This is a genomic window from Longimicrobium sp. (genome assembly GCA_036387335.1).
GTDB lineage: Bacteria > Gemmatimonadota > Gemmatimonadetes > Longimicrobiales > Longimicrobiaceae > Longimicrobium.
The window spans coordinates 16,749-29,187 of the sequence record DASVTZ010000263.1 but is presented as its reverse complement, the minus strand read 5'-3'; the positions used below and the strand labels follow the sequence as shown (position 1 = coordinate 29,187).

Here is a 12,439-nt window from a genome sequence, read left to right as displayed (position 1 = left end):
TGATATCCTGCTGCGGAGTCAAGGTGAATTATAAATCCATGTACAACAAGTTTTCGGCAAATCCAACGATTTCGGGTATAAAAGTCCAGCATTGGCGCCAATTCCGTCTCTCGCGTGTACCTTTTACTGTCGAACCCCTGCACAGAGACACAGAGCCACAGAGAAAACCGCAAAAGGGTTTTCTCTGTGGCTTTCTGTTCCCTCTGTGCCCTCTGTGTGAGGCTTTTGCTGTTTACGCCACGCGGGCGTGCTCGCGAGACGGGGAAAGAAGCGAGCGGACGGCCTGCGCGCGGCGGGGGGCGCGGAGGGCGTCGAAGGCGCGGGCGGCGGCTTCCAGGTCTTCGCGCGCCGCGTCGGGGTCGCCGGTCTCCAGGCGGAAGCGGCCGCGCTCCACGCGCACCTCGGCGTCCACCAGCGGGGCGTAGCTCATCTCGCAGAGGGTGACGGCGCTGTCCAGCTCGCAGCGGGCGGCGGAGAGGTCGCCGCGGGCCCACGCCACCATCCCCAGGAGCTTCCGAACCTCGGCGAGGCCGTAGAGGGTGGTGTGGCAGTCGAAGCGGGTGAGGGCCTGGCGCGCGAACCGCTCGGCGGCGGACAGGTCGCCGCGCATCAGCGCCACCTCGCCGCGCGCGACCACCGCGAACGCGAAGAGCTGCTGCTCGCCCGCGGACTGCGCCAGGTCGGCGGCGCGGGCGAAGCATCGGTCCGCCTCGTCCCACGATTTCATCGCCTGGTGCGCGATCCCCAGGTTGTGGAGGATGCGCGCCTCGCCCACCGCGTCGCCGAGCTGGTGATAGAGGGCGCGCGCGATCCGGTACCACTCGGCGGCCCTCCCCGGCTGCTCGCGCATGTCGTGCAGGACGCCGAGGTTGGTGGCGGCGTCGGCGCGCACCTTGTCCATCCCCTCGCCCGCGGCGGTCTCCAGCGCGTCTTCCAGGCGGATGCGGGCCTCGTCCAGCGCGCCCATCTCCAGCAGGATGACCCCGGCCAGGTTCTGCGCCCGCAGCGCGCCCGCGTGGTCGCCGCGCGCGCGGAGCTCCCGCAGGGCGTCGTCGGCGTGGGCGAGCGCGGCGGGGCGGTCGTCGAGGCGAAAGAGCGCTTCGGCCAGTAGGAGGAGGGCTTCGGGCTCGGCGTGCAGCGAGGTGCGCAGCGGCCCCAGCACGCGCTGCACCGCCTGCCAGTGGCGCGCCTCCGCGAACCGCCGGGCCTCCGCCATGGCGGTGGGCTCGAAGTCGGGGCTCATGATCCTCGTCCTCACCCGCCGCTCGCGACGGCGTACCTGCCGCGCGCCGATCCGATCATCGTCTTCATCGATACCATCCGGCCTGAGTGAGAGCGGGGCGCCCGCCGGGGGCACGCCCGCCCCTGCCTGAGGGCGAAAGCGGTGCCGCACGGGGTGGATCGCGTAAAGTGATGCGGTTGAATCAGATAGGTGCCGCGGAGGCGGGGCGGCGGAGCAGAGTGCGGCGTGCGGATTCTAGACGAGGAGGCGCGGTGCGGACGAAAAGACGAGCGATACGGCGGTCATGCGTGGCTGCTCGGAAATCAGCCACCCTCCAGCTTCCGAACAGCAGTCTCACGCAAAGGCGCAAAGGCGCAAAGAAAGCTCTTCCTGGCAGTCCTTTGCGTCTTTGCGTCTTCGCGTGAGGCAAAAGCAGTCAGCGCCCGCCGCCGACGCAGGCGATCCGGGTGAGGTTGTCGGCGGAGAGGGGGGTCCACCGTCCCTGGTTCATGCGCTGGACGAACTGCGTGGTGTACACCTGGATGACCGCGCCGCCCGCGATGACGTCGACGCGAAAGAGCTCCTGCGGCCGGTACAGCTCGAGCTCCGCGAATCCGCCGAACGCGGGCCGCTCGTCCACGATGACGCAGGGGCGCACCGGGGCGCCGCGAACGCGCACGCACTCCTGGCCCCCGCCGCCGCCGAGGCTGCCGCAGGCGGTGCGCGCCAGCCCCATCCTGGTGCGGACGAACTCGCCCGCGTCGGGCGACGTGCTCAGGGTGAGCTCCTCGCTGGCGAAGCCCCGCACCGTGTAGCCGCTGGAGCGCAGCCGCCGCTCGAACTGGCGCGACTGCACCCGGATCGCCTCCAGCATCAGCGGCTCCGCGGTCAGTGGCACCTCCAGCTCCAGCCCCTCGCGGCCCACCCGCCATACGCCGACCGACGTGCGGTAGCCGAGGCGGGTGACCATCGTGGTGTGGTCGCCCAGCGGCAGGCCGGTGATCCTGAACACGCCGTTCGCGTCGCTGACGGCCGTGCGCTTCAGCGACGACATGCGGACCTGCACACCCGCGAGCGGCGCCAGCGTCGCCGCATCGACGGCGCGTCCCACCACGGAGGCCGTGTCGGGCGCCTGGGCCGCGGAAGGCGCGGCCCAGGCCAGCAGGAGCACCGCCGTCAGCCGGCGGATGGAGCGGAGGGGCATGGTGCAGAAGGTCAGGGTTGCGGCGCGGCCGTCGTCGCGCCGGTGGCGGGGGCGCCCGGCTGCGGCACCTCGGCCGCGGGGAGCACCTGGTCGCGGCCCTTGTTCAGGAAGGGGACGCCCTGGCGCATCCAGTCCGGCTGCGGGCGGCCCTTGAGGTGGTGATCGAAGAATTGCATCATCCGAATCGCCACGTCAACCTGGTTGGCGCGCTTGGTGGGGTTTTGCTCGTCGCCGTTGTAGTTGATCAGGTACACCTCCTTCCCCAGGCGGCGGAGCGCGACGAACATCTCGATCCCCTGGTACCAGGGCACCGCGCCGTCGTTGTCGTTGTGCATGATCATCAGCGGCGTCTGGATGCGGTCCGCGGCGAAGAGCGGGGAGTTCTCGATGTACAGCTCCCGGTTCTGCCACGGGGTGGCGCCGATGCGGCTCTGCCCGCGCTCGTACTGGAAGGCGCGCGCGAGGCCGCTCTGCCAGCGAATGCCGCCGTACGCGCTCGTCATGTTGGCCACCGGCGCCCCCGCCATCGCCGCGCGGAACATGGGGGTGCGGGTGATCATGTACGCCACCTGGTAGCCGCCCCACGACTGCCCCTGGATCGCCACCTTCGCCGAGTCCACGAAGCCGCGCCCGATCAGCGAGCGCACGCCGGGGACGATGGAGCGCATGGCGCTCTGCCCCGGGTAGCCGGTGGTGTAGTGGATGTCCGGCATGAACACCAGGTAGTCGTTCGACGCGTACAGCGTGGGCTGGATCGTGTTGCGCGGCACGTCCATCCGGTACTGGTGCAGGTTGTCCGAGAGCGACTCGTAGAAGTAGACCACCATCGGGTACTTCTTCGACGGATCGAACCCTTCCGGCTTGTAGAGGAGCCCCTGCAGGTCGGCGCCGTCCTCGGAGCGCCAGCTCACCAGCTCCACGCTGGGCCAGCGGTAGCGCGACTGCTGCGGGTTGGCCTCGCTCATCCGCCGCGCATCGGCGAAGGTGGCGCCGCTCACCCACACGTCCGGAGCCTCGCGGACGGTCTGCCGCGTCCACAGGTAAACGTCGGCTTCACGGGCCTTGCTGGGGGTGCCGACCTGCCGGTCTTCCATCACCAGCCGCACGGGCGCCGCGTCCGAGCCCAGCCGGTCGCGGAAGTAGCCGCTGGCCTTGGTCTGCTCGTTGAAGACGCGCAGCAGCAGCGGCTGGCGCGGGTCGATGGAGCGCTCGTCCGGGTCCAGGTCCACCCAGCGGAAGACCATCTTCCCGCGGCGCCCGGCGGAGTCCGTCACCACGCGGGCGGGGCGGCGGCCGGCGGGGTCCAGCTCCCACACGTCGTAGCGGTCGTAGACGAGCACCGAGCGGTCGCCCTGCGTCCAGCCGGCCACGCCCCAGGGCGCGGGATCGGACGGCGTGTCCCACGTCTCCTGGTCGAAGCGCACGCCCAGCCGCCCCGTGAGGTCCGTGGTGCGGCCGGTGGCGACTTCGAAGGAGTGCCAGCGGCGGTCGCGGTCGAAGAAGAGGACGAAGCGGCCGCCGGGGGAGAGCTGCGGGTCGAAGGGGATGCGCGTGGCCACGGGGCGGCGCGCGCCGGTGCGGGTGTCGATGGCGTACACGTCCGCGCCGCCCTCGCCCCACATCGCCTCCACGCCGTAGCGCAGCTCGTCGCTGGCGATGGCGACGCGCCCGTCGTCGGAGAGCTGCACGCCGCGCAGGGTGTCGTTGCCGACCACGACCGGGCGCTCGCCGGGGCGAACGATGGCCGTCCACGCGCTGTCGCGGTCGCGCGAGGCTTCCACGCGCTGCTGCGGCTGAAGGCGTGCGTCGCGGTAGTTCCACAGGTCGAAGACGGCCTTGTCCGCCAGCGAGTCGGCCGGGATGGAGTCGGGGGTCAGGGGGAGGACGCCGAACACCACCGCGCCTCCGTCCTCGGTGAAGCGGATGCGGCCCCGCTCGGCCACCATCCGCCCCCTGCCCACCTGGTCCGCATCCACCACGCGGCGCACGCGCGGCTCGCCGCCGCCCAGGGCCGCGTGGTAGAGGGCGGAGAGCGGCTTGTCGCGGTCGCGGGAGTCGCGGTCGGTGGTGAAGGCCGCCTGGCGCCCGTCGTCGCTGAAGGTGAGGCCGCGGTAGCCGCCCGCGCCGGCCAGCAGCGTGTGCGTGCGCCCCTCCGCCAGCGCGCGCACGTAGGCGCCGTCGCGCTCGCCCGCGCGCGCACTGACGGTGTAGCCCAGCCAGCGCCCGCCGCGGTCGAAGGCGAACGCCATCACCTCCTCGATGCGGGTCTCGTTCCCCGTCTGCAGGTCGCGCAGGACGAGGGTGGAGCCGTAATCCTTTTTCCTGGCGCCACGCGCGGTGTCCGTGCTCACGGGCCGCGGGGTGCCGCCGGGGGTCGCCGCGGCCGCCGGTGCCGCGCCCGGAGCGGACGCCGCCACGGCCGCCGCGGTGTCGCGGGCGGTGCGAGCCGCGGTGCTGTCCGTCTCCAGCAGGTACGCCAGCCAGCGCCCGTTCTCCTCGGGCATGCGGAACGACTTCACGCGCGGCACCACCGTCACGCGGCCGTCGGGGAGGCTCATGATCCCCAGCGACGAGCGGGGCATGTCCGCCGGCTTGCGGCGCTCGCGGCGGGCGCGGTCCCACTCCCAGCGCGGTGCTTCGATCGAGAAGACGGCGAAGCGCCCGTCGGCCGAGAACTGGGCGCGGGAGGGCTGGTAGCCGGCCTCGGGGCCGGTGGCGCCGGCGCGGGTCTGGGGGCGGCCCACGTAGCCGCGCGTGTGGCGATGCTCGGGCCCGCCGGCGGTGGAGCGCACCACCACCTCGCCGTCGCCCACCTGCGGCACCAGGGTGTACACCGCCCAGCGCCCGTCGCGCGAAAGGGTGGCGCCGTGCACCGACCGCCACTGGTCGAAATCGGCCACCGTGATCGCCCGGCGGCCCTCCTGGGCCACGGCGGGAACCGCGCCCAGCCAGAGCGCGGTCAGAAAAAGCGAAGCTCTGCGTTTCATACGTCGGGATGGCGGCGAAAGGGTGACGCGGGACCCCGGGGCGGGGAACAGGCGTATACGTAGCACCGGCGGCGGGGCGGGGGCAAGCGGGGGCGGGCGTGGGCGCGGGGCGGGGGTTTTGCGTAGGGTGCGTGAGTGCGTTAGTGCGTGAGTGCGTTCACAACCCGCTCATCCCCTAGCGCACTAACGCACTGACGCACTAACGCACTTCCCTACCGGCCTCCACGATGCAACTCCTCATCATCCGCCACGCCATCGCCGAAGACCGCGACCACTGGGCCCTCGCCGGGCACCCCGACGCCGAGCGCCCGCTGACGGGGGAGGGAAAGCGGAGGATGAAGCGCGGCGCCGCCGGGCTGCGGGCGCTGGTCCCCCGCATCGACGCGCTGGCCACCTCGCCGCTGGTGCGGGCGCACGACACCGCCGTCATCGTGGCGCGGGAGTACGGCGACATGGCGATGGAGATCGTGACCGAGCTGTCGCCCGAGCGCGGGGCGGACGACCTCCTCCCCTGGCTGCGCGGGCACGGACCGGACGCCGTGGTGGCGATCGTGGGGCACGAGCCGGGGCTCGGCTGCCTGCTGGGGTGGCTGCTGACGGGGCGCCACCAGAGCTTCGTGGAGCTGAAGAAGGGGGCCGCCTGCCTCCTGGAGTTCGACGACCCGCCCGCCGCCGGCAACGCGACCCTCCTCTGGTCGCTGACGCCGGGGCAGCTCCGCAAGCTGGAGCGCGCACGGTGACCGAACGCTCCACGCTGCTCGACCTGCCGGCGGAGATGGCCGTCCGCTGGATCGCGCTGGGCGTGCTGGAAGAGGCGGCCGCCGCCCACGCCCGCCTCGCCGACCCGGCGGAGACGGAGGCGCTCCACGACTTTCGCGTGGCGCTGCGCCGGCTGCGGAGCACCCTCCGCGCCTACCGCGACCTGCCGGGCGACGTGGTGCGGGGCAAGGACCGGCGCACGCTGCGCGAGCTGGCCCACGCCACCGGCGACGCGCGCGACGCGCAGGTGCAGAACGAGTGGCTCACCACGCGGCTCAAGAAGGCGCGCGGCGCGGAAAGGGTGGGGCTGCGCGACGCGCTGGAGCGCTCCCGCGAGCGGGCCGAGGCCGCGGCGGAGCAGCTTCGGAACGCCTCCGCCGCCTTCCCGGCCGAGCACGAGCGGCTGGCGCGCCGCCTCCGCCGCTTCTGCACCGAGCTCACGCCGGGCGAGTCGCCCGGCGAGACGCCCTTCCGCGCCGAGCTCGCCGCGCGGCTCCGCACCGAGGCCGACGCGCTGGAGCTGGAGCTGGAGGGGGTGCTGGACGAGTCGCGGCAGGACGAGGCGCACCGCTCGCGCATCGCCGCCAAGCGCATCCGCTACCTGCTGGAGCCGGTGCTCGGCCTGGTGCCCGGCGCCAAGGAGATGATCAAGGAGCTCAAGGGGCTCCAGGCGCTCCTGGGCGAGATGCACGACGCGCACGTCCTGCTCGGCGAGGTGTCCGCGGCGGTGGAGGAGGCGGAGGGCGAGGAGGAGGCGGGATCGCGCGCCCTGCAGCGGCGCCTTTCGGAGGAGCGGGCCGAGCACTTCTCCGCGCTGCGCGAGCGATGGCTGCACGGCGCGGCGGCGGACCTCCCCGGCCGGGTGCGCGCCCTGGCGGACGCGCTGGAGGGCGCCGGACCCGCGCGCGAGATCGAACGCAAGTACCTGCTCCGCAAGATGCCCGCGCTGGATGGGCTGCACGCGGAGCCGCGCCAGATCGAGCAGGGGTACCTTCCCGGCGAGCGGCTGGCGGAGCGGGTGCGGCGCGTGAAGACGCCCGATGGCACGCAGTGGTTCCGCACGGTGAAGCTGGGCGCCGGCGTGTCGCGCATCGAGGTGGAGGAGGAGACGACGGAGCGCATCTTCCGCGCGCTCTGGCGGCTCACGAAGGGGCGGCGCGTGCGCAAGCGGCGCTACGCGGTAAAGGATGGGGACCTGGTGTGGGAGATCGACCACTTCCGCGACCGGCGGCTGGTGCTGGCCGAGGTGGAGCTTCCCGCCGAGGACACCCCGGTGGAGGTGCCGGACTGGCTTCGCGCGGTGCTGGTGCGCGAGGTGACCGGCGACCCGGCGTACGTCAACCTGAATCTGGCCCGGTAGCGCTCCCCGCGCCGCCGGCATTCCCCTGGCGGCATCTCCATGAGGAAGCACCCCTTTCTCGCAGCGGCCTTCACGCTCCTCCTCCTGGGCGGGTGCGTCCCCTTCGGCCGCCAGCAGAACCCCTTCGCGCCCAACGCGCGCCTCCCCAGCGACACGCTGGTGAGAACGGGGAAGCTGTCCAACGGCCTCACCTACTACGTGCGCCACAACGCGGAGCCTCGCGCGCGCGCCGAGCTGCGCCTGGCCGTGGACGCCGGCTCCGTGCTGGAGACGGAGACGGAGCGCGGCTACGCGCACTTCGTGGAGCACATGGCCTTCAACGGCACGCGCCGCTTCCACGGGCACACCATCATCGAGTTCCTGGAGAAGTCCGGGATGCGCTTTGGGCCGGACGTCAACGCGTACACCTCGTTCGACGAGACGGTGTACACGATGACCCTTCCCACCGACAGCGCGCGCTTCCTGGAGACGGGGCTCGACATCCTGGAAGACTGGGCGACCGGGATCGCCTTCGACACGGCGGAGGTGCGGCAGGAGCGCGGGGTGATCGTGGAGGAGTGGAGGCTGGGACGCGGGGCGGGGCAGCGGCTGCAGGACCGGCACCTGGGCACCCTCTTCGGCCGCTCGCGCTACGGGCGGCGCCTCCCCATCGGCACCCCGGAGAGCATCCGCGGAGCGACGGCCGTGGGGCTGCGCGACTTCCATCGCAAATGGTACCGACCGGAGCTGATGGCCGTGGTGGCCGTCGGCGACTTCGACGCGGCGCGCGTGGAGTCGATGATCCGCCTCCGCTTCGGCGCGATCCCGCCGAGCGACACCACGCTCCCGCGCCGCATCACCTACCCCGTGGCCGCCTCCCCAGGCACGCGCTACTCCGTCGCTACGGACAAGGAAGCCACCTCGTCCACCGTGACGGTGGTGCACACCGCGCCCGCGCGCGTGCGGCGGCTGGTGCGCGAGTACCGCGAGGCCATCGTGGACATGCTGTACAACGGCGTCCTCAATGACCGCCTCAACGAGGCCACGCAGCGGCCGGGCGCGCCCTTTCTGGACGTCTCCTCCGTGAGCGGCTCGCTGGTGCGCCCCCTCGATGCCTACTTCCTCACCGCCCGCGCCCCCGAAGGCGGAACGGAGCGCGCGCTGGCGGGGCTGCTGGCCGAGGCGGAGCGGGCGGCGCGCTTCGGCTTCACCCCCGGCGAGCTGGCGCGTGAAAAGGCCGAGCTCCTGCGCTCGTGGGAGCAGATCCACCTGGAGCGGGAGAAGACGACCTCCGGTCAGTACGCGGGGCAGTACGTGGGCCACTTCCTGTACGGCGGCCCCCTGCTGGACGTGGACACCGAGTACCGCCTGCAGCGCGCCCTCATCCCCGGCATCCGCGCCGGTGAGGTGAGCGCGCGGGCCCGCACCTGGCTGGCCCCCACCAACCGCGCCGTGCTGGTGAGCGCCCCCGAGCGCAGCGGCGTCGCGCGGCCAGACAGCGCGCGCCTTGCCGCCATCGCGGACTCGGTCGCGGCCGCGCGGCTCACGCCCTACACCGAAGCGCTCTCCACCGCCCCGCTCCTCCCCAGGCCCCCCGCCCCCGGCCGTGTGGTCAGCGTGCGCAGGCACGAGGAGGTGGGGGTGACGGAGTGGACGCTCTCCAACGGCGTGCGCGTGCTGCTGAAGCCCACCGACTTCCGCGAGGACGAGATCACGCTGGCGGGCCGCAGCCCCGGCGGCACCTCGCTGCTCTCCGACGAGGATTACCTGCACGGCGCCACGGCATCGGCGGCGGCGCAGGTGGGCGGCGTGGGCAACTTCTCGGTGGTGGACCTGGGTAAGCGCCTCGCCGGCAAGACGGCGAGCGTGGGGATGGAGGTGAGCGAGTTCAGCGAGGCGGTCTCCGGCTACGCCGCCCCGCGCGACCTGGAGACGATGCTCCAGCTCGTCTACCTGTACTTCACCGCCCCCCGGCGCGACTCGGTGGCGTGGGAAGCGTACCGCGAGCGTGCGCGCGAGGCCTTCCGGGACCGCTCCGCCAGCCCGGACGCCGCCTTCGCGGACACGCTGCGCTCGGCCCTAACGCAGGGCCACCCGCGCGCACGCCCGCTCACCGCCGCCGCCGTCGACTCGCTGGACCTGGACCGCGCCCTCGCCGTGTACCGCGACCGCTTCGCCGACGCGGGCGACTTCACCTTTTACCTGGTGGGCGCGCTGAAGCCGGACTCCATCCGCCCGCTGGTGGAGCGCTACCTGGGCGGCCTACCTTCGACCGGCCGGCGCGAGGTGGCGCGCGACCAGGGCGTGCGCACGCCGGAGGGCGTGGTGCGCAAGTCGGTGCGGCGCGGGGTGGAGCCGCAGGCGCGCACGCAGGTGGTGTTCAGCGGCCCCGTGGAGTGGGAGCGGCGCAACGTGGCCCTCCTGCGCACCCTCGCCGACGCCCTCGAGATCCGCCTGCGCGACCGCCTGCGCGAGGAGCTGGGCGGCACGTATGGCGTGGGCGTGGCGGCGACCGCCCGCCGCGAGCCGCGCCCCGAGTTCCGCTTCGTCGTGGACTTCAGCGCCGCCCCCGACCGCCTGGACGAGCTCTCCCGGGCCCTCTTCGCCGAGCTGGAAGCGGTGAAGCGCAACGGCGTCACCGAGGAGGACCTCGCCAAGGTGCGCGAGCAGCACCGCCGCGACCGCGAGACGCAGCTTCGGGAGAACGACTTCTGGATGTCGCAGATGGTGCAGTACGACGCCGGCGGCTGGGACCTGGCCGGCATCGCCGCCCCCCCGCTCTCCCAGAACTTCACCCCCACCGACCTCCGCGACGCCGCGCGCAGGTTCCTGGATACGGGAAGGTACGTGCAGGTGTCGCTATTTCCGGAGCGGTGAGGGGGGAGGCCCTCACCCCCGGCTCGTTACACTCGCCTGCCCCCTCTCCCGATAACAGGAGAGGGCTGCGCCCTCCTGTCATCGAGAGAGGGGGCTGGGTGCGCGAAGGGCCCCCTCCCCCCGGCCCCCTCCCCCGCCTGCGGGGGCGCAGGGCGGGGGAGGGGGAGAACACCCCTGCCCGTTACACAGGTACCGTAGGGGCGCGATTTATCGCGCCCGCCCTCGCCCACACCTCCACGCCCGCGATCCGCGCCGTTTGCCGGTAGGGGCAGACCTGCGTGTCTGCCCCCCCCCGCCCCGGCCCCGATCCTCGCCAATCGAACCGAAACCGCGTAGGGGCCGCCCCACGTGGCTGCCCGTGCCATCCCGCGCTCCGAACTACGCGCCCCGCACGCATACACGCGAACGCCCCTCCCCGCCACTCGGGGAAGGGCATCGAGGAACGAGCAGGGTGGCCTGCGCCTACCTGCCCCGAATCATGTCCACCACGAAACCCGCATAGAACCCGATCCCCGCGCCGATCACGGCGGGGAGAACCGGGTTCAGCCCGAAGGCGTCCTCGTCCTCGTGCGCCAGCCCGTACCCCAGCCCCACCACCCCGCCCGCCAGCGCCCCGATCGCCGCGTACCGCCCTATACTAAACCGGCTCCCGCCCCGTGTCACGACCAGGGCCGAGTGGCCGTCCGCCACCAGCGTACGCGCGGAGTCGCCCGGGAGCACCACGGGCGGCGGAGCCCAGAGGGCGGGTGCCCGGCGCGGGGCGGGGGGCGGACCCGCGGACGCGTCCTGGGCGGCGGCGGGGGCGGCGGCGAGCAGCAGCGCCAGCAGGCAGAATCCGATTCGCAAGAGACGGGCTCCGGTCAGGGTTCTTCGAACGCCCACACGCCGCCGTTCACCGGGGCGAAGACGCGGCCGTCCGCGTACGTGGGAGTGCCGGGGAAGAGACCGCCCAGCTCCGGCTCCTTCGGCTGCCGCACCTGCGCGAGCAGCTTGCCACCGCGGCGGTCGAACACGAACAAAAACGGTCCGTCCACCCCGTAAACGTGCCGCTCCGTCACCAGCAGGTCGGTCGTGAACTGCGCCCGGACCGGGGTGCTCCAGACCGGCGCGCCGTCGCGGGCGCGCACGGCTTTCACGTGGTCGTTGGGCGCACCGGCGTAGATCACGTCGCCGTGCGCCACGGGGCTGGAGAGCACGGAGAGGTACGCCGCGCTGTCGCGGGGCGACTTCCACACCACCTCCCCCGTTTTCCGGTCCAGCCCGTACATCTCGCCGGTGATGAGCATCGCAACCACACGGTCCGCGGTGACGGCGGGGCGGCCGGCCGTGCACGAGATGGCGCCGGCCGCGGGGAGCTTCGCCACCCAGAGCTGGCGTCCGGTACGGGCCTCCAGCGCAACCACCCACATCTCGCAGCGCGCGCCCTTGGCGTCCAGCGCGTGGTCGGAGACCAGGAAGATCTCACCGCCGTCCAGCGTGACCCCTTCGGCGCCGAAGCGAAAGGGGGTACCCGGCTCCGGCTGCCACTGCCAGCGCACCCGGCCGGTGCGCAGCTCCACCGCGGCCACGCTGGGCCCCCACGCCGCGACGTACGCCGCCTCGTCGTCGGCGGCGATGCGCACCTTGACCACGGTGCCGGGGTTGGGGGCGCCGCCGCCCACCGTGTCCAGCGGCGCCTGGTAGCGCCACAGCTCGCGCCCCGTGGCGGCGTCCAGCCCGGTGGTGTGGTACAGCACCGGCGCCACCACGACGCCCGAGCGCACCAGGAGGTTCCCCCCCTCCACGCCGCCGCGCCCCACCGTCGCGGTCCAGCGCGGGGCGCCGGTGGCGAGGTCGCGGGCGATCACCTGCCCCGCGCCGGTGCCGGTGTACACCCGCTCGCCGTCCGCCACCGGCTGCACGCGCGGGTGCCCGGCCTGCGCCTGGTACCAGAGCGTGCGCAGGCGCACCGGCTCCCCGCCTCCGGGGTCCCCGGCCGCCCGGCACCCGCCCCCCAGCACCAGCGCCGCCATGCACAGCGGCGCCAGCAGGCCCCGTTCGCCAAACTTCAT

At 73.1% G+C, this 12,439-nt stretch carries 8 protein-coding genes; 3 read left to right on the top strand and 5 right to left on the bottom strand.

Annotated features, from left to right (window positions below; genetic code table 11):
• Positions 1-232: 232 nt before the first annotated feature.
• The 3 genes from VF647_26390 to VF647_26380 all read right to left on the bottom strand — a co-directional run bounded on the left by VF647_26390 (position 233) and on the right by VF647_26380 (position 5,413).
• On the bottom strand, positions 233-1,243 hold the full coding sequence (locus VF647_26390; GenBank protein HEX8455638.1) for a tetratricopeptide repeat protein: 1,011 nt from the start codon (positions 1,241-1,243) through the stop codon (positions 233-235).
• Between the two features lie 415 nt (positions 1,244-1,658).
• On the bottom strand, positions 1,659-2,426 hold the full coding sequence (locus tag VF647_26385; GenBank protein ID HEX8455637.1) for a carboxypeptidase regulatory-like domain-containing protein: 768 nt from the start codon (positions 2,424-2,426) through the stop codon (positions 1,659-1,661).
• 11 nt (positions 2,427-2,437) lie between these two features.
• Positions 2,438-5,413: a prolyl oligopeptidase family serine peptidase gene (locus tag VF647_26380; GenBank protein ID HEX8455636.1), complete on the bottom strand. Its 2,976-nt coding sequence runs from the start codon at positions 5,411-5,413 to the stop codon at positions 2,438-2,440.
• Between the two features lie 227 nt (positions 5,414-5,640).
• On the opposite strand from VF647_26380, the gene VF647_26375 reads away from it, so the two are divergent.
• From VF647_26375 to VF647_26365, 3 genes are read left to right on the top strand one after another with little or no spacing between them, the layout of a single operon-like run.
• Positions 5,641-6,153: a histidine phosphatase family protein gene (locus VF647_26375; GenBank protein ID HEX8455635.1), complete on the top strand. Its 513-nt coding sequence runs from the start codon at positions 5,641-5,643 to the stop codon at positions 6,151-6,153.
• Positions 6,150-7,532: a CHAD domain-containing protein gene (locus tag VF647_26370; GenBank protein HEX8455634.1), complete on the top strand. Its 1,383-nt coding sequence runs from the start codon at positions 6,150-6,152 to the stop codon at positions 7,530-7,532. Before VF647_26375 ends, VF647_26370 begins: the two co-directional genes overlap by 4 nt.
• 39 nt (positions 7,533-7,571) lie before the next feature.
• Positions 7,572-10,388, top strand: coding sequence for an insulinase family protein (locus VF647_26365; GenBank protein HEX8455633.1), 2,817 nt, complete (start codon positions 7,572-7,574; stop codon positions 10,386-10,388).
• Positions 10,389-10,850: 462 nt separating this feature from the next.
• Here the strand turns inward: VF647_26365 and VF647_26360 are convergent, their stop codons facing one another.
• Together VF647_26360 and VF647_26355 are read right to left on the bottom strand one after the other, a co-directional pair.
• On the bottom strand, positions 10,851-11,234 hold the full coding sequence (locus VF647_26360) for a hypothetical protein (GenBank protein ID HEX8455632.1): 384 nt from the start codon (positions 11,232-11,234) through the stop codon (positions 10,851-10,853).
• A gap of 14 nt (positions 11,235-11,248) precedes the next feature.
• Positions 11,249-12,439 carry a PQQ-binding-like beta-propeller repeat protein gene (locus tag VF647_26355; GenBank protein HEX8455631.1) on the bottom strand — a complete coding sequence of 397 codons (1,191 nt, stop codon included), beginning with the start codon at positions 12,437-12,439 and terminating at the stop codon, positions 11,249-11,251.